23 protein-coding genes and 2 pseudogenes are annotated in these 26935 nt (G+C 54.7%); 23 read left to right on the top strand and 2 right to left on the bottom strand.

What is annotated here, in order from left to right:
* Nucleotides 1–69 precede the first annotated feature (69 nt).
* The 14 genes and pseudogenes from istA to ACZ5YA_RS18820 all read left to right on the top strand — a co-directional run bounded on the left by istA (nt 70) and on the right by ACZ5YA_RS18820 (nt 12775).
* Nucleotides 70–1600, top strand: a pseudogene (gene istA / locus ACZ5YA_RS18885) (IS21 family transposase).
* Entirely contained in the window at nt 1590–1934 is a 345-nt protein-coding gene (locus tag ACZ5YA_RS18880; protein ID WP_007179249.1) for a hypothetical protein, read from the top strand. Before istA ends, ACZ5YA_RS18880 begins: the two are co-directional and overlap by 11 nt.
* Nucleotides 1935–2208: 274 nt before the next feature.
* Nucleotides 2209–2334, top strand: a pseudogene (locus ACZ5YA_RS18875) (IS4 family transposase); the annotation flags it as partial.
* Between the two features lie 233 nt (nt 2335–2567).
* Entirely contained in the window at nt 2568–2909 is a 342-nt protein-coding gene (locus tag ACZ5YA_RS18870; RefSeq protein ID WP_086926838.1) for a non-heme iron oxygenase ferredoxin subunit, read from the top strand.
* A 23-nt stretch (nt 2910–2932) separates the two neighbouring features.
* A complete protein-coding gene (locus tag ACZ5YA_RS18865; protein ID WP_464091078.1) occupies nt 2933–3961 on the top strand; it encodes a 2Fe-2S iron-sulfur cluster-binding protein in 1029 nt (342 codons plus the stop codon).
* Nucleotides 3962–4059: 98 nt separating this feature from the next.
* Nucleotides 4060–4893: a 3-(cis-5,6-dihydroxycyclohexa-1,3-dien-1-yl)propanoate dehydrogenase gene (gene hcaB, locus ACZ5YA_RS18860; RefSeq protein WP_086926839.1), complete on the top strand. Its 834-nt coding sequence runs from the start codon at nt 4060–4062 to the stop codon at nt 4891–4893.
* Nucleotides 4894–4949: 56 nt separating this feature from the next.
* Nucleotides 4950–6308 carry an aromatic ring-hydroxylating oxygenase subunit alpha gene (locus tag ACZ5YA_RS18855; protein ID WP_464091077.1) on the top strand — a complete coding sequence of 453 codons (1359 nt, stop codon included), beginning with the start codon at nt 4950–4952 and terminating at the stop codon, nt 6306–6308.
* Between the two features lie 29 nt (nt 6309–6337).
* Nucleotides 6338–6856: an aromatic-ring-hydroxylating dioxygenase subunit beta gene (locus ACZ5YA_RS18850; RefSeq protein ID WP_464091076.1), complete on the top strand. Its 519-nt coding sequence runs from the start codon at nt 6338–6340 to the stop codon at nt 6854–6856.
* A 158-nt stretch (nt 6857–7014) separates the two neighbouring features.
* Nucleotides 7015–7605: a 2-hydroxychromene-2-carboxylate isomerase gene (locus tag ACZ5YA_RS18845; protein WP_007179242.1), complete on the top strand. Its 591-nt coding sequence runs from the start codon at nt 7015–7017 to the stop codon at nt 7603–7605.
* Nucleotides 7606–7792: 187 nt separating this feature from the next.
* Nucleotides 7793–8488 (top strand): TetR/AcrR family transcriptional regulator, encoded by a 696-nt coding sequence (locus ACZ5YA_RS18840; protein WP_464092861.1) that lies wholly within the window; start codon nt 7793–7795, stop codon nt 8486–8488.
* Nucleotides 8489–8566: 78 nt separating this feature from the next.
* A complete protein-coding gene (gstA, locus tag ACZ5YA_RS18835; RefSeq protein WP_464091075.1) occupies nt 8567–9181 on the top strand; it encodes a glutathione transferase GstA in 615 nt (204 codons plus the stop codon).
* Between the two features lie 77 nt (nt 9182–9258).
* Nucleotides 9259–10221, top strand: a complete 963-nt coding sequence (locus ACZ5YA_RS18830) for a dihydrodipicolinate synthase family protein (protein ID WP_464091074.1) — start codon at nt 9259–9261, stop codon at nt 10219–10221.
* A 39-nt stretch (nt 10222–10260) separates the two neighbouring features.
* A complete protein-coding gene (locus ACZ5YA_RS18825; RefSeq protein WP_464091073.1) occupies nt 10261–11310 on the top strand; it encodes a cupin domain-containing protein in 1050 nt (349 codons plus the stop codon).
* Between the two features lie 4 nt (nt 11311–11314).
* Nucleotides 11315–12775: an aldehyde dehydrogenase family protein gene (locus ACZ5YA_RS18820; RefSeq protein WP_220637694.1), complete on the top strand. Its 1461-nt coding sequence runs from the start codon at nt 11315–11317 to the stop codon at nt 12773–12775.
* Nucleotides 12776–12809: 34 nt separating this feature from the next.
* Here ACZ5YA_RS18820 and ACZ5YA_RS18815 read toward each other — a convergent pair whose 3' ends face one another.
* Nucleotides 12810–13889 (bottom strand): IS630 family transposase, encoded by a 1080-nt coding sequence (locus ACZ5YA_RS18815; RefSeq protein WP_005801445.1) that lies wholly within the window; start codon nt 13887–13889, stop codon nt 12810–12812.
* 98 nt (nt 13890–13987) lie between these two features.
* Nucleotides 13988–14578: a MarR family winged helix-turn-helix transcriptional regulator gene (locus ACZ5YA_RS18810; RefSeq protein WP_464091072.1), complete on the bottom strand. Its 591-nt coding sequence runs from the start codon at nt 14576–14578 to the stop codon at nt 13988–13990.
* Nucleotides 14579–14849: 271 nt separating this feature from the next.
* Between ACZ5YA_RS18810 and ACZ5YA_RS18805 the strand changes: the two genes are divergently transcribed.
* From ACZ5YA_RS18805 to ACZ5YA_RS18765, 9 genes are all read left to right on the top strand, one after another.
* Nucleotides 14850–15758 (top strand): VOC family protein, encoded by a 909-nt coding sequence (locus ACZ5YA_RS18805; RefSeq protein WP_086911714.1) that lies wholly within the window; start codon nt 14850–14852, stop codon nt 15756–15758.
* Nucleotides 15759–15833: 75 nt separating this feature from the next.
* Nucleotides 15834–17369 carry an aldehyde dehydrogenase family protein gene (locus tag ACZ5YA_RS18800; RefSeq protein ID WP_013801316.1) on the top strand — a complete coding sequence of 512 codons (1536 nt, stop codon included), beginning with the start codon at nt 15834–15836 and terminating at the stop codon, nt 17367–17369.
* A gap of 102 nt (nt 17370–17471) precedes the next feature.
* Nucleotides 17472–19145, top strand: a complete 1674-nt coding sequence (locus ACZ5YA_RS18795) for a DUF1302 domain-containing protein (protein WP_464091071.1) — start codon at nt 17472–17474, stop codon at nt 19143–19145.
* A 10-nt stretch (nt 19146–19155) separates the two neighbouring features.
* Nucleotides 19156–20517 (top strand): DUF1329 domain-containing protein, encoded by a 1362-nt coding sequence (locus ACZ5YA_RS18790; RefSeq protein ID WP_464091070.1) that lies wholly within the window; start codon nt 19156–19158, stop codon nt 20515–20517.
* A gap of 135 nt (nt 20518–20652) precedes the next feature.
* On the top strand, nt 20653–21741 hold the full coding sequence (locus ACZ5YA_RS18785) for a YCF48-related protein (protein WP_086911717.1): 1089 nt from the start codon (nt 20653–20655) through the stop codon (nt 21739–21741).
* 5 nt (nt 21742–21746) lie between these two features.
* Nucleotides 21747–24140 (top strand): efflux RND transporter permease subunit, encoded by a 2394-nt coding sequence (locus ACZ5YA_RS18780; protein ID WP_464091069.1) that lies wholly within the window; start codon nt 21747–21749, stop codon nt 24138–24140.
* Nucleotides 24141–24351: 211 nt separating this feature from the next.
* Nucleotides 24352–25350: a dihydrodipicolinate synthase family protein gene (locus tag ACZ5YA_RS18775; RefSeq protein WP_086926849.1), complete on the top strand. Its 999-nt coding sequence runs from the start codon at nt 24352–24354 to the stop codon at nt 25348–25350.
* A gap of 217 nt (nt 25351–25567) precedes the next feature.
* Nucleotides 25568–26383: a sulfite exporter TauE/SafE family protein gene (locus tag ACZ5YA_RS18770; protein ID WP_464092860.1), complete on the top strand. Its 816-nt coding sequence runs from the start codon at nt 25568–25570 to the stop codon at nt 26381–26383.
* A gap of 90 nt (nt 26384–26473) precedes the next feature.
* Nucleotides 26474–26920, top strand: a complete 447-nt coding sequence (locus tag ACZ5YA_RS18765) for a helix-turn-helix domain-containing protein (RefSeq protein WP_464091068.1) — start codon at nt 26474–26476, stop codon at nt 26918–26920.
* The last annotated feature ends 15 nt before the right edge of the window (nt 26921–26935 follow it).

The raw sequence follows: 26935 nt of genomic DNA, 5'->3' as shown, positions 1-26935 counted from the left end.
CCCAAAACTGAGCCAGGTGTTTTACTCGCTCTGCCTACTTTTTGGGCAGGAGCAAACAAGGTGATCACCATGGAAATGTTTGGAAAAGTCAGACGGATGTACAAGCGCGACAAGAGGTCGCTGCGTGAGATAGCCAAAGGCACGGGGCTATCGAGAAACACGATCCGTAAATGGGTGCGCGATGCAAAAGAGGGCGATGAGCCCGAGTACCGGCGCAAGGCGGCACCAGGCAAGCTCACGGCGTTTCACGCGGCGCTGGAGATGGCACTCAAGGCTGATGCATTGCGCACCAAGCAATACCGTCGCACAGCCCGGGCATTGTTTGTCGAAATCAAAAAGCAGGGCTACAGCGGCGGTTACAGCCGCGTCACCGACTTTGTGCGAGAGTGGCGAGGCAACGCTGGCAAAGCACCCCGCGCCTTCGTGCCTTTGAGCTTTGCGTTGGGTGAAGCGTTCCAGTTTGACTGGAGCACCGAGGGTCTGCTGGTGGGAGGCATCTACTACAACAAGGTCCAACTCTCGCACATGAAACTGTGCGCCAGCAGGGGCTTCTGGCTGGTGGCCTACCCCAGCCAGGGCCATGAAATGCTGTTTGATGCCCACACCCGCTCGTTTGCGGCGCTGGGAGGCATCCCTGGGCGGGGCATCTACGACAACATGAAGACGGCTGTCGATAAAGTCCAAAAGGGCAAGCAGCGTGTGGTCAATGCCCGCTTCACGGCCATGTGTGCGCACTACCTGTTTGATGCCGACTTCTGCAATGTTGCCAGTGGTTGGGAGAAAGGCGTGGTCGAGAAGAACGTCCAAGACAGCCGCAGGCGCATCTGGCTGGATGCCCAAAAGCGCAAGTGGAGCTCTTTCGATGAACTCAATGCCTGGTTGGGCCAGCGCTGTCGCGATTGTTGGAGCGAACTGCGCCACCCTGAGTTTGGCCATTTCAGCGTGCTGGAAATGCTGGAACAGGAACGCCTGGCGATGATGCTCATGCCCACCCCCTTTGACGGCTATGTGGAGAAGTCTGCCAAGGTCTCAAGCACCTGCCTGGTCAGTGTGGATCGCAACCGTTACTCGGTACCCTGTGAATGGGCCAACCACAGGGTCAGCACCCGGCTCTATCCCAGCCGAGTCTACGTCGTCGCTGGTGACTTGGTGGTGGCCAGCCACGAGCGGGCCTCAGACCGGGGTCATACCTGCTACGACTGGCAGCACTACATCGCGCTGGTGCAGCGTAAACCGGGAGCGCTGAGAAACGGTGCGCCGTGCCGACATGCCTGAATCTCTGCAACGACTGCGCCTTGGGCTGATGAAACACGCCGGAGGTGACCGGAGCATGGCGCAGGTATTGGCCGCTGTGCCTACAGCCGGATTGGAGGCCGTGTTGGTGGCAGTGGACTTGGTTGTTGAATCTGGCGCACTCAGTGCCGAGCATGTTCTCAACGTGTTGGCCCGCCTCAATGCCAAGCCTGTGCCAGATTCTGTTGAAACCACCCTGGCGCTTAAGGCACCACCGCTGGCCAATACCCAACGCTACGACAGTCTCAGAGAACTGGGCGCTGATGTACAGGTCGTACAGACCCAGGAGATCAGCCATGCGTTGTGATGTCAGCACTGAACTCAAAGAGCTGCGCCTGCACGGCATGGCGCATGCGTGGGATGAATTGACAACACACGAGGGCAAACCAAATGATGTGGGCATAGGGGGTTTTGCCCACCGCAACGACCACACGCTTTTCTACCGGATAAGGATTCGCAGGCAAGGCCAGCAGGCATGGCTTCTCTTGTTCAAAGGCCTGTCCCACCGTCAGGGTTTTGTCTTCCGGGCAAGGTCGCTCATCGGCGGGGCCAGCGAGAAGCGCAAGAAGATGTGCCGTGACCAGGACAAGACGGCCACGAACGCCATCAGGGGGCGTTTGGCTTTACCGATTTGCAGGTGACCAAAGTGGCCCAAGTCAATTTGGCCTTGTTCACCGGTGAGGGTGACCAGTCGCAGATACGCCTCAGGGATGGGGCGGGGTCGATGGTGGGCGATGAGGTGGCGAAAGTGGTCAGGTCCGCCTTGGTAGCCGCGCACTTTGACCATGGCGTACAAGCGGCTGGCCCTGAGGTCAGGGAACTTCTTCAAGGTCTCCAGAATGAACGGCAGGTACCTGTCTATAACGTTTGACTCCTGTCGCGGTTGGCAAATTCTGCGAATAAATCTGCGTTTCCCTAGCACCCACGGGCGATGGCGAGCCGGGCGTGAAAACCATCTGGCTGGGCATGCAGCGCATCCTGGACTTCGCCGCTGGCCTCAGGTTCTCACGTGAGCTTCAGGCGGCACGGCGTTGTGTATAACGAAATGAGTTGAGCCTCCTCAAAACCCGCGGCCGTTCAAAATGACTATCTAGTGCATCTTTAGCCTTATTGGGGTATTCCCTATGGAAATATTCTTGTGCTTCGGGTTAACATCTGTATAGGTTCCTAACCACTAATGATGTTAGGTGGATGAGATGAAGATATGCAACTGCGAATGCGGTGATTGCCAAGCATCAGTTGTAGAGATGCTAATTGAAAGGAAATAAGTGAACATGACTAAGAGCAACGCCACAGCAGGTGATATACAGACCCTGGTACCAATTTGCGCGGCAGATTCGTTGGCGCCCGGCCAGATGAGGGCGTGTGACGTTGCCAATCTTCCGCCGCTGGCGATATATAACCTTGACGGCGAATACCTGGCGACCAGCAATATTTGCACGCACGAGGTCGCACTGCTGACCGATGGTTACTTCGAGGGTGAACTTGTTGAGTGCGCGATGCATGGTGGCAGCTTCAATGTGCGCACTGGCGAGGCGAAAAGCCTCCCATGCAAAGAGCGTCTGCAGGTTTTTTCTGTGGTCGTCAAAGATGGCCAGGTGTTTGTCAAAATATGATGCGCCCTCAAGCAAAGACGGCTATGAGTCCACAAAGCTTTCAAGTCAGAATTGGCGCCGGTGACACGCCCGTCTTTCAGTGTTCCACTGATGAAACGCTACTCGCTGCGGCGCTCAAGGCTGGGCTTGGATTTCCCTATGAATGTCAATCCGGATCGTGCAGCAGTTGCCGCTTTCAGTTGCTGGAGGGCGATGTCAAGGATTTGTGGTCGAATGCGCCGGGTTTGAATGCCGAAGCTCGTGAATGCGGCATGCACCTCGGCTGCCAGAGCACACCAGGTAGTGACTGTCGAATCAAGCTGCGCTTGAAGCCGGGCTATGTCCCGCAGGTGATTCCGACGCGTCAGCATGCGGCGTTGGTCGATGTCGTGCCACTGACGCAAGACATGTTCGAGTTCCAGTTTCGTACGGAGGCTCCAGCTGAGTTTTTGCCTGGCCAGTATGCGCTGCTTCGCTTGCCTGGCGTGGTCGGCACAAGGGCGTACTCGATGAGCAACCTGCCCAATGGCATTGGCGAATGGCATTTCATCGTCAAACGCAAACCGGGTGGTTGTGGAACCGCGGTGCTGTTCGATGTGCTGAAGCGAGGTGATGCTATTGAGTTGGAGGGTCCTTACGGGGCGGCTTATCTGCGTACCGAAACCGGTAGAGATGTCGTCTGCATTGGTGGCGGCTCCGGACTTTCTCCGATGTTGTCAATCCTGCGCGGCGCAGTGTGCAATCCGGCAATGACCGAACGGCGCCTGCTGATGTTCTATGGTGGCCGAACGCCGCTGGATCATTGCGTTGCAGACGTGTTTGCGGGTGAGCCTGAGTTGAAGCGACGTGTCGAATTATTTAGCGCGATCTCCGATGTAAACGCTGAGAGTGCCAATTGGGATGGTGAGCGCGGATTGATCCATGAGGTGCTAGCGAAGCACATCGGCCCGAACCCAGGGCAATACGACTTTTATTTCTGCGGCCCGCCACCTATGACGGATGCGGTGCACAAGCTGTTGGTTCTAAATTACCGTGTGCCATCTGAACAACTACATTTCGATCGCTTTGTTTGAGTCGTATGTTTTTCGCCGAAATAAATCTAGTAGGTAATCCCCCGGTTTTGCCGGGGAGGCAAACCGCAATTTAATTTTTAACTAAAGGATAAGTGAACATGGCATGGCTTGAAGGACAAAGCGTTTTTTTGACGGGTGGTGTTGCAGGTCTCGGTCGAGCGCTCGTAAAAAGACTTGTAGAAGAAGGTGCCAACGTCACTGTGTTGGATCGAAATGCACGGGGGCTTGATGAGCTCGTTGAAAGTTTTAAGGGACGGGTCGCGGGCTCGCCCGGCGATGTGCGCAACTTGGCCGATAACCGCAAGGCCGTCGAACTGGCTGTGGAGCGTTTCGGCAAGCTGGATACTTTCATCGGCAACGCCGGCATCTGGGATTATTGTGTCCCCCTTGTCGACCTGCCGGACGATGCCATCAGCGAAGCCTTTGATGAGGTCATTGGAATCAATCTAATGGGCTACGTGATGGGCATCAAAGCCGCAGCGCCGGCGTTGGTGCGCTCCCGAGGGTCAGTTATCTTGACCCTGTCAAGCTCCGCTTTCTATGCAGGTGGCGGCGGCGTGCTCTATACCGTAGCCAAGCACGCGGCAGTGGGACTGATTAAGCAGGCGGCGCATGAGTTGGCCCCCTATGTGCGCGTCAACGGTGTGGCACCTGGCGGGATTGCTTCTGATCTGCGTGGACCGAAGTCGCTTGGGATGGGTGAGCAGTCGATAACCTCTGTACCCTTGGCCGACCTCGTCAAAGACATTGCCCCGATCGGCAGGCTGTCTGACACAGAGGAGTACACCGGTAGCTATGTCTACCTGGCTTCTGCCCGCAACTCAGCACCAGCAACCGGCGTGATCATCAACTGCGATGGTGGCATGGGTGTGCGAAGCGTCCTTGGCCCTGCCAGCGGTGGCAAGGGCTTACTAGAAAAATTCGGCGGCTGAGGGACAACTTCTCGGCATGCCAGTGTTAAGTGGTTGACTTATTACAGGAGAAGCAGATGAGTACCAATCGTACCCAGGTCGACGTGGAATCTCTCGTTGACGTTAAAAGCGGAATACAAGCCAAGAGAATTTTTTGGGATCAACAGATCTACGATCTTGAAATTGAACAGATTTTTGGAAAGTGCTGGCAATTCCTCACCCATGACAGCTTGATTCCGAACCCTGGCGATTTCACCACTGGGTACATGGCCGAAGATGAAGTGATTGTCATGCGTCAAGACGATGGATCCGTAAAAGCCTTTCTGAATGTTTGCACTCACCGTGGTGCTCGGCTTGTCGCGGCGGAAGCCGGCAATGCGCGTGCGTTCAGTTGCACTTATCACGGCTGGTCTTTCGGCTTGGATGGTGCCTTGAAGGTGGTGCCGATGGAAAAAGAGCTCTATCGTGATTCTTTGGATAAATCGAAATTCGGCCTTCGGGAAATCCGCGTTGAAAGTTACAGAGGTCTTTATTACGGAAACTTCGACGCTGAAGCGCCTAGCTTGAATGACTATCTTGGTGACGTGAAGTTCTACCTGGATATTTGGATGGATATCAATGGCGGCATTGAGTTGGTCGGGCCGCCAAGTCGATCATTATTGAACTGCAACTGGAAGACACCTGCCGAAAATTTCGTCGGCGATGCCTACCACGTGGGGTGGACTCACCTCGCATCCCTGATGGCTCTTGGCGGCGAACTTGCGGCAATTGGTGGAAATGAGGCCCCGCCCAACGAAGGTCTTGGTATACAGGTGACATCGCGATTTGGGCATGGCTTTGGCGCCCTATGGGATGTTGCTCCAGCGGTACATGCTGTGAATTCCAAGGCGGGCACTCTCTACCGGGAGTGGTTTGCCAGCAGGAAGCCCAAGATGGTGGAGAAGCTTGGAGCGAAAGTCGGTCGCATTTATGGCTCGCACCTCAATGGCACGATTTTCCCGAACAATTCCTTCCTTTTAGGTACCAACACGTTCAAGTTGTGGGTGCCACGTGGTCCTCGTCAAATTGAGGTCTTCACGTGGGCGATCGTGGAAAAAGAGATGCCAGCTGAACTGAAAAATGCCGTTGTATCAGGCATGAATTCGACGTTCGGAAGCGCTGGCATGCTTGAAGCCGACGACAGTGACAACATGGAAACCATGACGCAAAACAACCGGGGGCGAATGACCCGTGAAGGGAAGTTGAACTCACAACTGGGGCTCGGTTTCGACAAGTTGGATCCCGACTTTCCTGGGGTGATCGGGCAATCTGCCATTGGTGAAACCTCTTACAGAGGGTTTTACCGGGCCTACAAGGAAATTATGGGCGCAGACAACTGGAAGGCGATCTTGAAATTAGATCCGGACGCCTGGAAGCATGAACTCATGGGTCAATAACAGGCAAATCAGCAATCTAGGAGATGAAAATGAACGAACTCATACCAGTGCGTGGATCTGAAAGCGAAGAAGTCGTCAGCACGCTCTATCGAGAAGCTCGGCTGCTCGCCCATGAGGAGTATCGAGAGTGGATGAAAATGCTACATCCAGATATCCAATACCAAGCCTACTTCCAACAGCTTCGGTACCGCAAGGACAAAAGATACAAGCTTCCTGACAAAGTTTATGCGATTGATGAGCGCTTTGACTTTTTGGATGCGCGCATCAGGCAATTTGAATCGGGCGTGCAATGGTCCGTTGACCCACCGGAGCGGATTCGGAGGTCCTTGTCAAACATCGAGGTTTTCAAGGCCTCAAGTACTGGCAACTATCAGGTTTTCCTCAATGTCTTCGTTGTGCGTAACCGCCGTGTTCATGATGAAACCACCTATTCCTATGGTCGTGAGGAAGAATGGGTCAGAGGCGAAGCAGGATTGCAGTTACTCAAGAGAGTCGTGAGTCTCGATGAGCGGTTTCTTCTTGGTAAGAATGTGAACTTCTTCTTGTGATCAATTGAAGACACTGAAAGCATGAACAGCTTTTTAACTTCGTAAGAAAAGCGGACGGTCTACCGTCAACCTCCGCTGGTTCCTGGCTGACCTTCATTTACTCAAAATGCATTATGGCAGCTTGTGGCATGGCCGTTTTTCTTCCAGGAAATCCTTCTATGCTTTCCTTCTATTTTGACTTTGTGAGTCCGTTCTCCTATCTCGCCAGCATTCGGTTGCCTGAGATTGTGCAACGCTATGGCATTTCGGTTTCTTACAAGCCGATTGATATTGCATGTGCCAAGCGTGCGATTGGCAACGTGGGGCCGTCTAACCGGGATATGCCGGTCAAGCTCACCCACCTTTCCAGGGATCTGCAACGCTGGGCGCAACGATATGGCACACCGCTGAAGTTCCCTCCAAGCTTCGACTCCCGACGTTTGAATACAGGTTTCTTCTATGCTGCAGGGGAAGCTCGCGAGGCCGAGTATGTACGCCGCGCTTTTCACCTGACCTGGGGTATGGGGCAAGCGTTTAGCGGTGAACCGGTATTGCGATCGATTGCCTCAGAGATGGGTTGGAATGTCGATGACTTTATGCAGTTCACAGATTCCGTGGATGGCGCAAATGAATACAAGCAGTCGATCGACGAAGGGATTGCACGCAGCGTCTTCGGCGTCCCAATGGTGGTGATCGGAGACGAAATGTGGTGGGGAAATGACCGCCTCGATTTCGTCGACGAATACTTGCAATCGCGCGCTTCGAATTGAGATGCGTATGACACCCTCGATCCAACTGTGGCGAGAATCTGGCATTCTTTCTACAAGCGATAACGATGCACCAAAATCTATTTCAGGCGATGGCGAGATCATGCGGTGCAATGCGTCAGCGGCAAAGTCGGCTACGGCGAGGATTAATTTTTTTTGCTAACAAGTCAAATATGAAACACATTCAGTGATGAAATCCTCCTGTTTAACGCTTTCCATCCCGATGAAAATGCGCAAGTCTCTCACTCGCAAGGCCTTAGTGGGAGCTGCTATACGGATGATTTCTGATGGCCGCATGGATAGCGCGACGATCGACGACATCGTCGGCGAAGCGGATGTTGCCAAGGGAAGTTTTTACAAGCATTTTCCGAATCGCGATGCACTCAAGGCGCATGCTCATGATGCCGTTCGGGCCGAATTGTTTGTGATCATCAATGCGATAAGCGCCGAGGTCGAGGATCCCGCAACATATCTCACGCTGGGTTTGCTGGCTGTGTTTCGTTTTGGGCTGGAAAACAAGATCACGGCACGGGTGCTGCTGCACATGCCTGCAGATGTTGTTAATCCGGCGCGGGCAGACAACGCGCCTATCTTGGCCATGTTTCACCGAGGGATTCAACAGGGCATTTTCAAGCTATCCAGCCTGGACGCCGGTCTGGTTTTGCTGATGGGTTTGACTGATCTTGGTCTTGCTCGTTTGCTGGAAGTGCAAAACGAATTCCTACATCTGCGCGAGGTGATGCAAGGCATCTGCATGGCATTGCTGCGTGGTTTGGGGGTGAACAATCGGCGTGCCGAACGAATCGTCAAGGACGCGATGAAAAAGGTGATCGACTCGCAAGCTATCGTCGCAACCATTCAAAATCAGCACCGTAGCGCGCTCTAGAACCGATTGTCCCATGACCCAATTTTTCAAATCATCTGGTTTTAATAGCAGAGTTATAAATTCACATAGGAGACTCAAATGATTAAGAAACTCTACGGTGCCCCTGGCGCCTGCTCACTGGCCGCACACATCGCGTTGCATGAGGCTGGTTTGACTTTCAATTACGTCCCTGTCGACCTTCGAACCCGCCAGACCTCGGACGGCCGCAGCCTGGCTGACTTGAACAGCAAGGGATACGTGCCAGTGCTTGAGTTGGAGGACGGGCAGATTCTGACTGAAGTGCCGGTTGTTCTGCAGTACATTGCTGACCTCGCGCCGGAAAAAGGACTGGCACCACCAGCGGGCGCGCTGCCGCGCTATCGACTGCAGGAGTGGCTCTCTTTCATTAACAGTGAACTTCACAAGGCATTCGTTCCGTTGTTCATGCCGGAGGCCAGCGAAGAAGTCAAGGCACAAAGTCGTGCGAGAGTGCTACAGCGGCTGACTTGGGTCGATGCGCAACTTGCCGGGCGGACCTATCTTGTTGGCGAGCAGTTCACGGTTGCTGATGTCTATCTGTTCGTCGTTGCAGGCTGGACGAAGTTCACCGGCATTGATGTTCAGGAACTGACGCGACTGGGTTCTTACCTTGGTCGCATCGCACAACGGCCATCCGTTGAAGCAGCCATGCGTGCAGAAGGGCTGGTCAAGTAGCGCAAATTGCCTTGCACTTTGGACGCAACCCACGCATGAAGCATTTTATAACTCAACTAACTCAACTACAGAACCCGATGAAAATTACCCCCTCCGATATCCGCGGTGTCTTCGGCATCATGCCGACGCCCGCTACCGAGGATGCCAGTAATTGGCAAACGCAGCAATCCGTGAACCTGTCGGAAACCGAAAAGATGGTTCGGTTTTTGAACACGGCCAAGATTGACATCTTGGCGACAACCGGTACGTTCGGTGAGGGTGCCACGCTGACTTGGCCTGAAACGAAGCTCTTTGTAGACTGTGTGGTGCAAACCAACAAACGTTCGCGTCCCTTGTTTGCCGGTGTGACGACCCTGAATACGCGCGACACGATTGAGCGTGCTCGTGCGTTGGTGGACATCGGTGTCGATGGTCTGTTCGTTGGCCGCCCGATGTGGTTGGCTATGGATGACAAGTCTATCGTCCGCTATTACCAGGACATTGCTGCTGCGCTACCTGGCGTACCGATGGTGGCCTACGACAACCCGGTGGCGTTCAAAGGCAAGATTTCCACCGAGGCCTACTTGGAACTGGCAAAGATACCAGAGGTGGTTGCTTCCAAGCACACCGGTGGGCCTGCACTGGCCAAAGACATGCGTGCTGTGGGTGAGAAGATGCGGATATTGCCCTTGGCTACTGCGTGGCTGGCTGCAGCCCAAGAATTGCCAGAACTTGCCCTCGCTGCTTGGTCTGGCAGCGTGGCATGCGCACCTACTGTGAACATGGCGCTGTCGCAAGCCATACTGGCAGGTGACTGGCAGCGCGCCAAGGAGCTTTCAGAAAAGTGCAACTGGGCGGAGTCGGCCATGTTTGTGGGCGGAGATTTGGCGGCCTTTATGGACTACAGCATCCAGATCGCTCATTTGCGTTTTGCAGCAGCCGGCCTTGTAAATCCGGGTCCTCCGCGACCGCCTTACCTTGAGTTGCCGGACAACTACCGCGACGGTGCCATCGAGTGCGGTCGCCGATGGAAGCAGCTTGAGAGCGAATTCTCGGCCTGATCTCAACCCCCTATCTCTTTCAATCCAACAGAAAGGTTTATGACCATGAGTGACCATTCGAAACCAGTGACAGAAGACGTCGTTCCGCCGGAACTCCGTCAGTCCTACAAAGACAACAGTATTGTTCCCCTTTGGGAGAGTGTTCCGGCGACAAGCTTTGGAAAGCAGATTGAGGAGGCGCAGATCTGGCGCTGGTCTACCATGTTACCGATCATCCAAGAGACCGCCAAGATGCGCGCCACACACGTACTGGATCGACGCGTGTTGCTGATGACGAATCCGAAGCGACTCCATGTTTGGGATGAGGCAGGCACAGGCCCGCTCATGTTCGACTTTCAGTGTGTGATGCCTGGTGAGCGGGCTGGTGCCCATCGTCATCCGATGAACGCCTTGCGCTTTGTCGTGCAATGCACCGGGGGCGTCAAGTCCATCGTGGATGGCAAGGACTGCGTAATGGAGCCCGGTGATCTCATTCTTACACCTGGTTGGTGCTGGCATGAACATGTCAACGAAGGAAAGGATCCCATCATCTGGCTTGATGTTTTGGATGTGATGCTGCATCACTTTCTGGGCACCACGGGCTTCCAGCCTGGCCCTGCACGCGATGTGCGACCCCAGTTGGCGGACTCGGCATTCACGGCAGCAGGCATCGTGCCTAAGCTCGATGGCAGCGACCATGCAAGCCGTAGCTATTCACCCATCTTCCGCTATCCGTGGGTAGATGCGGTGCGTGCGCTCGTTGCCTCACCTGCGGCATCAGATGGTTCCCGGGAGGTGCGCTACGGCAACCCGCTAACTGGCGGTCCCTCCATGGACCTGATCGACAGCACCTTGCTTCAGTTGGAATCCGGGAAATCGACGCGCAAGTACAAGAGCTCCGCAGCGGCAATGTGCTTCGTCGTCGAAGGCCATGGGGTCAGCCAAATCGGTGAAAAAACTATCGAGTGGTCGCCTCATGATGTCTTCACGATGCCGGCCAACCTGTGGGCCAGCCATCAGGCCAAGGGCGGCACAGCACGCATTTTCCAGGTTTCAACCCGCGAGATTTACCGTCGCCTGGGCCTTTTCACAGAAGCGTTTGGGGAGTGAACCGATGCACACTGAACACGCCTACGCGTTGCCGGAGTGCCGCAATCTGTTCTACGGCGGACGCTTTCATGTGCCGCAAGGAGGCTACGGTCGAACTCTGAACCCCGCGACCCAGGAGGATCTGGGGCCCGTCTCCAACGCCAACGCAGCAGATGTGGATGCCGCTGTACAGGCGGCTCATTTGGCATTTCAGTCATGGCGCCATACGAAGCCAGCGGTTCGTGCTGCGGCGCTGCGGGAGTTCGGTAACAGGCTGCGGACCCACGCTGAGGAGCTGGGTTTTCTGGATGCCATCAACTGCGGCAACCCCGTGCGCGAGATGGCAGCGGACGTGCATTTTGCCGCAACGCAGGTCGACTACTTCGCGGGCTTGGTTCATGAAGCCAAAGGCGACACCCTTCCAATGGGGGATGGCGTGCTCAATTACTCGGTGCGCGAGCCCTACGGTGTGGTCGCGCGTATCGTGGCTTACAACCATCCGCTCATGTTTCTCGCGGCCAAGTTGGCACCGGCCGTCGCGGCAGGTAACACCGTCATCCTGAAGGCTGCGACGCAAGCCCCCTTGTCCGCTTACCGCCTGGCTACATTGTTGCAGGATGTCTTTCCTCCCGGCGTAGTCAATGTGCTTAGTGGCGACACACCGTGCGGACAAGCGCTCGTCGACCATCCTTTGGTCAAGAAGGTGTCGTTGATTGGCTCCACCGCCACGGGCAAATCAATTTTGCGCTCAGCAGCCGAGAAGGTGATGCCCGTAAGCCTGGAGCTGGGTGGAAAAAATCCTCTGATCATCTGTCCAGAGGCGGACATGGACAAAGCCATTGAGGGTGCGGTCAAAGGGATGAACTTCACTTGGGCGGGGCAGAGTTGCGGCTCGACATCTCGCTGCTTCGTTCATCGATCAGTATACGACCGAGTCATTAAAGAGATGGTGCAGAAAATTTCACAACTTTATCGTTGTGGACTGCCAACGGATCCCGCGACCACGATGGGCTGCCTGGTGTCCAAGGCGCAGTACGAAAAGGTCATGTCCTTCATTGATTCCGCTCATAAAGAGGGCGCTCGTCTTGTGTGCGGTGGCGTTCGTCCGAGCGACAAAGCGTTGGACAACGGCTGGTTTGTAACGGCTACCGTGTTTGCTGATGTCACCCCTGCCATGCGTTTGTTCCGCGAAGAGGTGTTCGGCCCGGTCTTGGCTGTGATTCCATGGGACGAAGAGGAAGATCTGCTGCGCATGGTCAATGGGCTGGATTTCGGCTTGACCGCTTCAATATGGACAAAGGATCTGGCCCGCGCCCATCGCCTGGCATCTCGCGTTGAGTCCGGCTATGTATGGATCAATCACGTCAGTGCCCACTTTATCGGGGCAGACTTTGGTGGCTACAAGCAATCAGGTCTTGGGCGTGAGGAGGGTGTATCTGAATTGCTTGCATGGACCCAGACCAAGAATGTTCATGTGGTGTTGTGAAGCGACAACTAGTGTGGTGTCTCAAAAGTAATCATCAAATAATGGTACTCGCTGCCCGCGCCACAGATGCCAAGATGGTGTCCGCACTTTTATGCCACACGAACGGCTTGGGATCCTCGTTGTGACGATCAATGTATTCCCGTATGGATTGCTCCAGCTGAGCAACGCTGGTGTGGGCGCTGCGCTTGATCCACTGCTCGCTGATCTGGCTAAAGAAACGCTCGACCAGATTGAGCCAGGACGCTGAGGTGGGCGTGAAGTGAACGTGGTAGCGAGGATGGGCTGCTAGCCAGGCCCGCACTGCCTGCGTCTTGTGCGTGCCGTAGTTGTCCATGATCAGGTGGATGTCTTGTTCGCCAGGCACCGCTGCATCGATGGCTTTGAGGAACTGCAGGAATTCCACACTGCGGTGACGGCGCTTGAGCTGTCCTATGACTTTGCCAGTGGCCACATCCAGCGCTGCAAACAGCGACGTTGTGCCATGGCGCTTGTAATCGTGCGTGCGCGTGCTGGGTTTGCCAAACGTCAGTGGTAACCCTGGTTGGGTGCGATCCAGAGCCTGGATCTGGCTCTTCTCGTCCACGCACAGCACCAAGGCGCGATCGGGTGGTGCCATATACAGCCCCACCACATCCCGTACCTTGTCCACGAAATGGGGATCCGTCGATAGCTTGAAGGTTTCTTGCAGGTGCGGCTTCAGCCCAAAGGCATGCCAGATGCGCTGCACCGTCGCGGGCGATACGCCAGCGTGCCGACTCATCTGGCGCACGCTCCAGTGCGTGGCGTTGTCAGGCTTGCTCTGGCGAACCTTGTCCACAATGAGCTGAACCTGCTCGTCGCCCACACTGCGCGGGCGGCCAGCGCGCGGGGCATCGGTCAAACCCGCCAGACGATACGCCCGGTAGCGCCGCCGCCACTTGGAGACAGTTTGCACCGTCGTGCCCAAGCGTTGGGCAATCATGGTGCCCGACTCCCCATCTGCGCAGCCCAGCACGATTCGCATGCGCAGCTTCTCGTCCTCGGGCGCTTTGCGTACGCGCAGTCGCGCATGCAGCTCTGCGCGCTCGGCATCGGTGATCTGCAGCTTCGTGGCGGGGCGTCCAGGGTGGGCCATCAGCGTAGTCTCCTATAAGGAAGCTGATTCGACCAACACCGGTCAAAATAGTTCTATCTATTTTTGAGACACCACACTAGCTTGACATTCACCGCGTGTCAGGCTTTGCGCTTTCTGATCGATGAGGCTATTTGTTGCGCTTCTATGCGAGGTCCTCTACCGTCGACGGCAGTCCGTTTGGTTTCCTTGGCCTGCCTTTCTTCCTCCCGAAGATGGAGCCTGATCGGAGATTCTTTGACTGCAGATTGCAACTCAAACTGCGCGATTGCATCGGCGGCGGCGCTGCGCACTGTGCCCAACATAGTCTTCAGCAATATCTCCTGCGCTTGCGTGAGTCCGCCCAGCAGGATCGAGTTGGCCTCGCCTGCGGCACGCAACAGAGGCGTTTTCAACTTGAGTGCTTTATCGGTGAGGTAGATGCGCAGCTTGCGTCGGTCAAGCGTATCCCTCTGGAAGTGGACAAGGCCCTCTTTCTCCATAGAACGCAGCATTTCAAGCGTCGAAGGCTGCGTTGTGCCAAGTCGGTTCGCCAGTTCTCTCTGTGTCACGCCGTCCGCCTCAAAGAGTGCACGCAGCACGTACCAGCTACCACCACGAATACCGAGTTGGGCAATGCCAGGGTAGAGCAGCCGCTTGACGTGGCGAGCCGTGTCAGAGATAAGAAAACCGAGGCTGCTGTCCAAGTTCATTGGAAAAACTCGTTCTGCGGGGGGGGGGGGGGGGGGGCAACTTTGAGGGGATGCGTTTATTTGTCACTTGAGGGGCGTGCTAGTGAAGTAAGAAGCAGGATCATATGACGATTCTTTGCTCTCTAATCGCTAGGGAAAATACCAATAGGAACCTAACTAATTTTAGGCTCTAATAACAGAAATCATATTCGTAGCCGTGGCTGAGTTGCACATAAGTGTTCATAGCTATGCTGCTGGGTCTGTATCCTTAATCTTTGTAAAAGGAGTTTTTATGGCAAACGTAACTGAACTGGGTTACTTGGGGATTTCCGTGAGCGATGCTGCTGCATGGAAGAACTACGCGACCGAGGTGATGGGTATGCAACTGGTCGACGAAGGTGAGGCTGATCGTTTCTATCTGCGCATGGACCTCTGGCATCACCGCATTGTGGTGCATACCGGTGGTGACGATGACCTTGCCTATGTCGGCTGGCGAGTAGCGGGTGCTCAAGAACTGGAGCAGATGGCTGCCAAATTGACGGCTGCAGGTATTGAGGTTCGTCGCGGCACCGAGGCAGAAGCTGCAGAGCGCCGTGTTCTGGGTCTGCTGAAGTTGCAGGATCCTGCTGGCAATGCGCACGAAATTTTTTACTCGCCACTGGTGGATGGGCACAAGCCATTCCACCCAGGACGTCCGATGTTTGGGGGCTTCAAAACGGGTGATCAGGGTGTTGGTCACATCATCCTGCGATCCGTAGACCCGGAGGCGACGATGCGCTTCTTTGCGGTGCTTGGGGTTACTGGAAGCTCTGACTACCTTTTGAAGTTGACAGATGGCACCCCGGTTCGGATTCCTTTCTTGAAATGCAATAACCGTGAGCATTCCGTGGCCTTGATGTTCGGTCCGATGCCCAAGCGTGCGAATCACCTGATGGTTGAATACCAGGACATGCGGGACTTGGGGCAGACGTTGGACAAGGTGCATAAGCATGGTATCGACATTGCTGTGCAATTGGGCGTGCATAGCAATGACGGAGCGCTGAGTTTCTATGCGGCCAATCCGTCTGGTTGGTTGTGGGAGCCCGGTTGGAGTGGGGTATGCGCACCGGCTCAGCAGGAGCACTTTCGCTGTGACGTTTTTGGGCATGACCTCGATAAAGCGCAATACGTCGGTGGCGTTAATTTTCGCAGCGAAAATTGACACGAATTTACTCACTTCCAGCGGGAGTGAGTTTCAGGGAATAAGGTCATTAAGGATCGAAGTAAGGAGATTGCTATGGGTGAAGAAATGAAGACTGAATCGAAAAAACCGGATTCTGCTCGCAGTGAGCTTGCTATGAAGTACTTCCAGGCGGAGTATGGCCATTTCATCAATGGTGAATGGGTCGGTGGATCCAGCAGCGAAAAAATCGCGATGATTAACCCTGCCAATCTGGAGGTGCTGTCCTATATCCAGTCAGGCAACGCTGAGGATGTAAACCGTGCCGTGGAGGCCGCCACACAGGCTTTCCCGAAATGGTCTCGCAGCACACCCAGTGAGCGTCAGGCTGCGCTCTATGAAATGGCGCGTCGCCTGCGCGCACGGGCCAATGATTACGCCGCGATGTTGTCGCTCGACAATGGCAAGCCTATCATGGAGGCGCTGCATATCGATATCCCAGCCACGATTGGGCAGTTTGAGTTGTTTGCTGGTGCTGCATTTGGTTTGCATGGGCAGACCATAGACGCGACACAAGGTGTGGCGATTATTCACCGCGAGCCGCTTGGTGTCGTGGCACAGATCATTCCCTGGAACGTGCCCCTTGTCATGATGGCGACAAAGATTGCGCCTGCTCTCGCTGCGGGCAATACCATTGTGCTGAAGCCGGCCGAGTCGGTCTGTTTGGCGGTCATGGAGTTCATCCGTGAGATGGCTGACCTGCTGCCGCCAGGCGTGCTGAACGTCATTACCGGCTACGGGCCAAATGTCGGTGAAGCGCTTGTGACCCACCCGAATGTCCGCAAGGTAGCGTTCACCGGCTCACGCCCGACCGCGCAAAAACTGATGCAATATGCCTCCGTCAATGTGATTCCTCAAACGCTGGAGTTGGGTGGAAAATCGGCCAACATTATTTGCGCGGACGCTGACATGGATGCAGCGGCAGAGTCCGCAGCCATGAGCATCGTGGTGAACAAGGGCGAAATTTGCTTTGCCGCGACACGCCACTTCGTCCATGAGTCAGTGATGGATGCATTTGTGGAGAAGGTTCAAAACATTCTTCGCAAGATTCGTGTTGGCGACCCTATGATCCCTTCGACGCAAATGGGGCCTCAGGCCTCCAGGATGCAGTTCGACAAGGTTCTTGGTTACCTCGATATCGGGCGCAATGAGGGTGCGACAACGGCGATGGGGGGTAAGCGCGCAACGGTGAGCGGATTTGAGCAAGGCTACTTTATTGAGCCGACCTTGTTTACTGATGTGCGCAACAAAATGCGCATCGCTCAAGAGGAGATTTTTGGGCCGGTCGGTGTGGTCATTCCATGGAAAGACGAGGCTCAAGTCATACGCGAGGCTAACGACACTGAATTTGGTTTGGCGGCTGGTCTCTGGACCAAAAACATCACGCAAGCCCATCGCATGGCGCGCGAGATCGAAGCGGGGACCGTGTGGGTCAACCGCTACTTCAACATGATCCCCAATGTACCGTTCGGTGGCTACAAGCAAAGTGGTTTCGGTCGCGAATTTTCACTCGACGTTCTGAGCCACTACACCCAACTCAAGAGTGTGATCGTTTCCCTGCAAGAAGGACCCATTGGGCTGTTTGACCATTAAAACCTTGGTCATTTTCATTTAGTAGGAAAAAGAATCGCTGCGTTACCGCTGTTTACAAGCAATGTGGCGATCATTCATAACCAAAGAAAGAGAGACAGCAAGATGAAGTTCCTAAAATCACGGCGAAAGTACTTGATGCCGTCGGCCCACATTCGTGGCATTGCCGCATTGTGTGGTGGACTCTCCATCGGAGCGACACCTGCCTTGGCTGTTGTGCTTGACACAGGAAATCCTGACTTGAATGTCCGCTGGGACAATACCATCAAGTACAGCGCTGCGCGGCGTCTTGACGAGCCATCATCTGTTCTGATCTCGAATCCAAACAACGACGACGGCGACCGAAATTTTGGCAAAGGACTCATTTCCAGTCGCTTTGACTTGCTGTCGGAATTGGACTTCATCTATAAGAAGAACATGGGTTTTCGCATCAGTGCGGCTGCTTGGAACGATTCTGTTTATGGCCGTTCCAACGCCAACCCGGGTTTTCCCGGTGGCGCGTTCCCGAACCAGACCTCGGTTCCCTACAACCAATTCACTGCCGGCACGCGAGATGTTCATGGCAGTGGCAGTGAGGTACTGGATGCTTTCGTCTTTGGTAAATTTGACCTGTTCGAGCGGAGCGCCTCGGTTCGTGCCGGTCGGCACTCGCTGCTTTGGGGCGAAAGCCTGTTTTTTGGTGCCAATGCCATTGCCGGTGCCCAAATGCCGGTGGATGTGGTCAAGCTTGTTTCCGTACCCGGTACGCCTTTTAAGGAAGCGATTCGTCCCGTCCCTATGGTTTCGGGGCAAGTACAGATCACCCCAGATGTCTCGGTTGGGGCCTACATACAGGTAGCTTCATCCAGAAGTCGTCTGCCCGCTGCAGGTAGCTATTTCTCCAACACGGATTACGCTGTCGATGGCGCTGAAAACATCTTTTTTGGGCCTGGTGCACCCAGCCCACGATTTTCCGATATGAAGGCCAAGGATTCTGGACAGGGGGGGGTGCAGCTGAAGGTGAAAGGTGGTGATATCGACTATGGTTTCTATCTGATTCAGTTTCACAACAAATTGCCACAAGTCGTGCCGAAGCTTGGAATGACTCCGGTCGGGCCGGCTCCGGTGGGCCATTACATCGCGTATCAAGAAAAAATTAAGGCTTTTGGTGCCAGTGCCAGCAAGACCTTTGGCGATTACAACGTTGCAGCTGAGCTGTCTTTTCGCGATAACCAAGACTTGGCGAGTACGCAGGGTTTCGACACGAGCGCGCTCGCGCCGGTCGCAAACAATAACTCAAGCAATCCAGCCTATGCAGTCGGCCGCACGGCCCACTTGAATATCTCGGTGTTAGGCTCCGTGCCGCGTACTCCTCTCTGGGGAGAAGCTACGATTGCTGGCGAAATTGCTTGGAACCGTGTGCTGAAAATCACCAAAAACGCGACCGCCGCGGATCCAAATGCAACACGCGATGGTGTCGCGATGCGAGTCGTCTTTGAGCCGAAGTACCGGCAAGTCCTGCCAGGATTGGATCTAGGTGTGCCTATCGGCATCGGCTACGCGCCAAAAGGCTCCCGGCCAATGGCAATGACACCCAACGCCTGGATCCCTGAAGGGGGAGGGGATATCAGCATAGGACTAAATGGGACTTACCTGGATTCTTGGAACTTCGGTTTGAACTACACCCACTATTACGGTACAGCCCGCACGTTTAACACGGGAGCTAACCAGGCGTTCGGCTGGGGTCAAACCCTTCGGGATCGAGATTTCATCTCGTTCACCGCTCGTTACACATTCTGATTGGAAAAAAATGAAATTTATGATCAAACCCATTTCCACGATCATTGCTTACGCTTTTTTGGCTGGAGCAGCTTTTGCTGCGGTGTCAGCCGATGAAGCCGCTGCGCTGAAATCCACTTTGACACCCATGGGTGCTGAAAAAGCTGGCAATAAAGACGGTTCGATTCCCGCATGGACCGGTGGCTACACCACACCGACGCCCGGCTACAAAAAAGGTGGCCGCCGTCCAGACCCTTTCGCTTCCGACAAGCCTTTGTACAGTATCACTGTAAAGAATATGGCGCAATATGCAGACAAATTGACGGATGGCACAAAGGCGATGCTGCAGAAATACCCGGACACTTTCAGGGTTGATGTATATCCTTCAAAGCGCACTTATGTCGCGCCGCAATGGTTTTATGACAAGACGTTTGAAAACGCCACAAAGGTAAAGCTGTCGGGTCTCGATAATCCCTATGCTGTGGGGGCCTTGGGTGGCATTCCGTTCCCCATTCCGAAGAATGGTGCTGAGGTGATGGTGAACCATCAGCTTTCCTATAAGCTCGAACAAGTTTACGAAAGGGCGAAGAACTTCACTGTGAACAGCAGCGGTCAGGCTGTCTTGGTTTCACATTATGAAAATTACTTTACTTTCCCTTACAACACCAAGGGTGTAAATGTTGAGGATGGTCAGTGGTGGTACAAAGTCCGTTCGACCAATATCGGTCCGGCCATCCGAGCCGGTGAAGCGGTCATGCAGCACTTCAATGTCAATGAAGATAAAACACTGGGGTGGATTTACCTCACAGGGCAACGTCGCGTGCGCAAGCTGCCGAACGTCTGCTGTGATACGCAGCTCTCGTTTTCAGCTGGTATCCTCACTTTTGATGAGCTAACCGTGTTTGAAGGCGACATGAGCCGCTTTGACTGGAACCTGGTCGGCAAGAAAGAAGTGCTGGTGCCCTACAACAGCAACCGCACAATGGTGCCAAGCAAGACTGCGGATGTGATCACGGGAGCCCACCTCAACCCTGATCATGTGCGTTGGGAATTGCATAGGGTTTGGGTTGTAGACGCCACATTGAAGGCAGGAAAGCGTCACGTGTCACCTAAAAGTCGTTACTACATTGATGAAGACAGTTGGTATGCCTTGCTTGGAGATCGCTGGGATGCGCAAGGAAAATTGGCGCGCACAATGTATCTCTTGCCCATTGTGGCGCCGGATGTACCCGCTTTCATACGCAGCAGTTTCGGTCTCTATGATCTGATAGGTGGCAACTCTTACTTGGGTAGCCTGTACAACGATGAGTCGGTGCAGATTCGCGTTGAGGAGAAACCATTCCCCGCATCAACCTATTCGCCAGATTCGATGGCTAGTGAAGGTATTCGGTAAAGCTAAAAAGCTTAAGGGCGACGTGTTACATCTGGTGGATCGACCTTCGGTTGGTCGCTCCACTGTTGGCAATGGTGAGCCCGTGAGGCTGATGGAATCCGGATTTGGTTGAGTTGTTTATGTGGTGGAATTCTGATGAAAAAATTTAAGAAAGAGCGCTTTGACATCGGGCGACGCCGCGCCCTGTGCTTTGTAGCTACTGTGCCGCTGGTCAGCATGGAGGCGGTCTGGGCTAACCCCGTGCTTGATGCCTTGCGTCGTCCTGCGTTTGTAGCGCCGCACGTGAGGGGGGGCGTCTTGCTTGATGTTGCCAAGTCTGGCAAACGCATTGTCGCGGTCGGGGAGCGCGGTGCTGTTTTGTTCTCGGATGATGTTGGTGCCACATGGCAGCAGGCGAGTGTGCCAGTCAGTGTCACGCTGACCGCCGTCAACTTTGTAGACGAAAAGTATGGTTGGGTCACAGGTCACTCAGGTGTTGTGCTCGCAACCTCAGACGGCGGTGGAACCTGGCGGCTTCAGCTGGAAGGAAAGAGAGCCGCGGATCTATGGCGTGCAGAAGCGTCGGCAGGATCAAAGAACGACGATGACAGCGACAAGCGTTTGCAGGAGGCTCAACGCTTGGTGTCGGACGGCCCTGATAAGCCCTTCCTGGACGTGCACTTTTTCGATCGAAAGCGAGGTTTTGTGATTGGGGCCTATGGGCTTATTTTTGCAACCGCAGACGGTGGTGAAACCTGGTCGCCCTGGATGGATCGCTTGGACAATCCGAAGGCCCTGCACTTTAACGCGCTTGCGGTGCAGGGACAGCGCATTCTGATAGTCGGCGAGCAAGGGTTGCTGTTGCAATCCGTCGATGGAGGAAAAACCTTCGTCCGACTGAGCTCCCCTTACCCGGGCAGCTGGTTCGCCGTGGCTGCGTTGCCCGACGGCAAGTGGTTGCTGGCTGGTCTGAAGGGCAATATCTATACGTATAGCCCTGCCGGTTTCAGCCAGTGCGAGGTGCCCATTCCTGTCACGATTGGCTGTCTCTCGCTGATGCATGACGGTAGTGTGCTCGCCCTTAACCAGGCCGGGCAGGCATTGATCAGTCGTGATTCAGGGGGAAGATGGACGTCTGTTTCATGGCCGCCAGGCCCACCGTTGACTGCCGTTGTCGAACTTGATGGCAGTCGTCTGCTTGCCAGCAGCTTGCGTGGTGTTCGTGAACTTCCTTTTCCTAAGTGACCCTCATGTCAGTCGTTAACCAAACAGTCTCAAAGGATGAGCGAACACCTTTGACCGACTTCGATCCACGGTCAGGTTCAGCTATTGAACGGGCTCTTTTCAATCACCGCCAGCTGATCCTCCTTTTCTGCGCGGTGCTGACGGTCGTGCTCGGCTGGAGTGCCAGTAATCTGCGTGTCAACGCGAGCTTTGAGAAGATCATCCCCAGGAGCCATCCCTACATCCAAAACTTCTTCGCTCATCGTCAAGAGCTGGGAGGTCTTGGCAACGCTGTGCGCATCGCCGTCGCCACAACAGGTGAGTCCATCTATGACCCAAACTATCTAAAGGTACTTCAGCAGTTAAGCGACGAGGCCTTTTTGCTCCCTGGCGTTGACAGGCGCAATATGAAGTCGCTGTGGACTCCGAATACGCGATGGGTCGGCGTCACCGAGGAGGGCATGGATGGCGGTCCAGTCATCCCGGATGGCTACGACGGGTCGCCTACAAGCCTTGCCACGGTGCGTTTGAACATCGAGCGCAGCAACGAGATCGGTCAACTGGTCGCGTTGGATCAACGTTCTTCAATCGTCTATCTGCCCTTGTTGTCAAAAGACGCGAACGGTGTTCCACTGGATTACGCTGATTTTTCTGATGCGCTGGAGAAGCTCAGGGTCAAATATCAGAGTGATGGGATCAGTATTCACATCACCGGATTCGCGAAGGTCATGGGTGACCTGATTGAGGGTATTTGGCAGATGCTAGGATTCTTCGTCGCTGCCGTGCTCATCACGACGGCCATGCTCTATGCCTACACGCGTTGCGTGCGCAGTGCAGTGCTGGTTGTCAGTTGTTCGCTGGTTGCCGTGCTGTGGCAACTGGGGTTGATGCCCTTGTTGGGCTACGAGTTGGACCCCTACTCCGTGCTGGTTCCGTTCCTTGTCTTTGCGATCGGCATGAGTCATGGTGCTCAGAAAATGAATGGCATCATGCAGGATATTGGGCGTGGTGCGAATAACTTGGTTGCTGCGCGCTACACTTTCAGGCGCCTTTTTCTTGCGGGACTGACTGCGCTGCTGTGCGATGCCGTTGGCTTCGGCGTCTTGATGGTGATCGATATTGAGGCGATCCGAGATCTGGCTTTCATTGCCAGCCTTGGCGTTGCAGTATTGGTCTTCACCAACCTGATACTGTTGCCGATACTGCTGAGTTATGTGGGCGTAAGTCCAGTAGCTGCTCAACTCAGCCTGAAGGAAGAGTTGGCGGACCAGCGGGGCGGGGCACGACATCCGTTATGGAGACTGTTGGACTTGTTCACCCAGCGACGCTGGGCGGCAGGTGTCGTTGCGGTCTCACTGCTCCTTGGTACAGGGGGACTCGTGGTTGCGCAGCGCTTGAAGATTGGCGATTTGGAGTCTGGTGCACCTGAGTTGCGTGCCGACAGTCGCTATAACCGTGACAACACTTACATGACCGCACACTATGGAGCCAGCAGCGATGCCTTTGCAGTGATGGTCAAGACGCCAGACGGCGAGTGCAGCCAATATGACACCTTGATGAGGGTTGATGCGCTGGAGTGGAAAATGCGTGCTTTGCCGGGGGTGGAGGACACGAACTCTTTGGCATTACTGAGTCGGCGTGTGTTAGCAGGGTTGAATGAAGGCAGTACCAAGTGGTATGAGTTGATCAACAGCCAGTCGATGCTCAACACGATCACTTCCGGGGCACCCCGCGGCCTTTACAACGATACCTGCAGCTTGTTGACGCTGACGGCCTACCTGAAGGACCATAAAGCCGACACACTAACTTCCCTCGTCAACGAGGTGGAGGGCTTTGCCAAGGAAAACAACACTGAGCAAGTCCAGTTTCTTCTCGCCGCCGGCAATTCCGGCATTGATGCGGCGACGAACATTGTCGTCAGGGATGCGAACCGCGAGATGCTGTTTTGGGTCTACGGCGCGGTGATCGTTCTGTGTGCGATCACCTTCCGCTCTTGGCGTGCGGTGCTGTGTGCTGTGTTGCCGCTGATTCTGACCTCGGTGCTGTGCGAGGCTTTGATGGTAGCGCTGAACATTGGTGTGAAAGTGGCTACATTGCCCGTGATCGCATTGGGGGTGGGCATCGGGGTGGACTATGCGCTCTACGTCATGAGCATTCTTCTGGCGAGATTGAAGGTTGGCGATAGCCTCTCCGAGGCTTACTACCAATCGTTGCTCTTCACGGGAAAGGTTGTACTCCTGACTGGTGTCACGCTTGCCTTGTGCGTTGTCACCTGGGTGGTTAGTCCCATCAAGTTTCAGGCTGATATGGGACTCTTGCTCGCCTTTATGTTTGTGGGCAACATGATCGGAGCACTGGTGTTGCTGCCCGCGCTCGCACATTTTTTATTAAAACCAATGGTTTTGAAGCCCATCAATTGACGTAAGGCGTTGAAGTTTAACGAGGCGGGCTTGGAAGTGTCCGCCTCACGTCAAGCCAAATCCCGGATGGTTCATTGAGTTGGGGTAAAACGACCGTCAGTCGGTCGGGTAAGATGAGTATGTGACGATTGATGTCTTTGGGTTTTCGCAAGATGCCTGAGAATATTATTTGTGGCGGTTTTTGGAATTTTTTTAATACAAAGGATAAGTTATGGCTAAGTCAGGACTGTTGAATGCATCGGATATTCATGGAGTATGGTCAATTCTTCCGACACCATCCAAACCGGATGCGAGTGACTGGCGTGCGACTAACACCGTTGATCTGGATGAGACTGCCCGCGCCGTTGAAGGCCTTATCGCGGCTGGCGCGAACGGGATTCTGAGCATGGGTACTTTGGGTGAGTGTGAATCGCTAACCTGGGAGGAAAAGAAAGTCTTCATGCAAACCATCGTGGAGACCGCGAGAGGAAGGGTTCCAGTGTTCGTTGGCACCACAACGCTTAATACCCGCGACACGATCGAGCAGACAAGGTACGCCCACTCCATTGGGGCCGACGGAACAATGTTGGGAATACCAATGTGGTGCAATCCCTGCGTTGATATGGCTGTTCAGTACTACAAAGATGTCGCCGAAGCTGTTCCAGAGATGAATATCGCTATCTACGCGAATACCGAGGCTTTCAAATTTGATTTTCCCCGCGCGTTCTGGGCTCGGGTTTCAGAGATTCGGCAAGTCGTTGCAGCGAAATATATCGGTATCGAGTTCCTGCTGCAGGATCTACATCTGACCAAGCACCGCATGAAGCTGCTGCCGCTCGACTACCAATACTATGCTGCGGCACGTATGGATGACTTCGTTGATGCCTTCTGGTCCAGCGGTACCGTGTGCGGGCCATTGGTTTCGACGACGCTTCGCGACAAGGTCATCGCAGCTCGGCGAACCAAAGACTGGACCGATGCCCACGCATTTCAGGGTCGACTTGTGAAAACAGCTGCGCCATTTCCCGAAGATAGCTTCAAGACCTTTTCTATTTACAACGTTGCGCTGGAAAAAGGCCGAATCGATGCTGCAGGCTGGATGAACGCCGGCCCCGTTCGCCCACCTTATAACGACATCTGCCCAGCCAGCTATCTTGACTCCTGGAAAGCCTCAGGGCAACGGTGGGCCGAATTGCACAAGCAACTTGAAACGGAATCTTCGGGGAAATAGTCGAATGCTTGAGAGAAAGGGCAAAGACGATCGACTTTCACTTCGATTTCATGAGTCCTTTCAGCCACCAGGCTAACTGTAACGGCGGTTTATGTCTATGTCGGCCATGAATCCTTCAGGTTCGAGTGTCTTCGGTCTTTCCGGCTTCGAACAGCACCCGGGTCACCCCTTTTTAATGGGCTGCAGCGGCGAGTCCTACCAAACACGTCAACCACAAATGAATCTCGAATCTCTGCTAATCCTTGAACTTGCCGCACTGGGCATCGGTACCGGTTTTCTTGCGGGCTTGCTGGGCATTGGTGGCGGTATGACGCTGGTGCCGTTCATCACCATCCTCTTGTCAAGCCGCGGTGTGTCGCCCGATTTGGCGGTGAAAATGGCCATCGCAACCTCCATGGCCATCATCATTTTTACATCCCTTTCGAGCGTTCGGGCCCACAATAAACGGGGTGCCGTGCGCTGGGACATCGTCAAACGGCTGGCTCCCGGCATTGTCGTAGGTAGCCTCATTGGCAGCTTGGGGGTGTTCGCGCTGCTCAAAGGCGCTTACCTGGCCATTTTCTTCGGCCTGTTCGTGATTTTTTCGGCAACACAGATGTTGCTTGACAAAAAAACCAAACCCAGACGCCAAATGCCTGGTACGGCGGGTCAGTTGGCGGCGGGCGGAGCTATTGGCTTTATTTCGGGCTTGGTTGGTGTAGGCGGCGGCACTATCAGCGTGCCCTTCATGACTCGGTGCAACGTGGCGATTCACAGCGCCGTGGCCACTTCTGCAGCGCTTGGAATTCCGATTGCCGTTACAAACGTGCTGGGCTACGTGATCGGCGGGCGAAACGTGCAGGACTTGCCGGTGGGCTCGTTCGGCTACATCTGGTTGCCGGCGTTGGGCATAATTGCCGTGTGCAGCTTCCTCGCCGCGCCGCTGGGCGCCCGGGTGGTACACAGCATTCCCGTAGACAAGCTCAAATTGGTGTTTGCCGGCAGTTTTTACTTACTCGCGGCCTATATGCTCTACAAGGGTCTCAGCACCTGAGTGAGGCTGAGCCTCCTAGTACATTGACACGAAAATAACGGCACATGATTACACTACGAATGTCGCCATTCGGCATAACGAGGAGTGGTCATGCGTCAGACGGAGCTGAACTTGAGCGAGGAGGATCGCTCGACGATCGAAGCCATTCGCAGCAAAGAGGTGCATCAGGCGCGCGAGGTCAATCGAGCCCATGTGCTGTCATGCCTGGACCGCGACATTCCCGAATCTGAGATCATGGCAGTGCTTGGCATTGGCCGCACCGCCGTGTGGCGTGCTCGCGCCGCCTACTTGCAAGGCGGGGTGGAGCTGGCGGTGTTCGACGTGCAGCGCTCAGGACGCCCGCGCCAATACGACACCAACGCCGAGGCGCGTGTGATCGCCTTGGCCTGCTCAGCCCCGCCCAAGGGACGCCAGCGCTGGACCATGGTCGAGCTCGAACGCGCCGCCCGCCAGGAGCCTGGCATGCAATCCGTGAGCCGGGAAACCGTTCGACGCATGCTCAAAAAAACTATTTCTCTTGTTCCTGGCACCGGGTAATGTGGTGCATTGGGG

The sequence above is a fragment of the Achromobacter sp. JCM 18799 genome (assembly GCF_055395645.1).
This window is presented reverse-complemented; position numbering and strand designations above follow the sequence as displayed.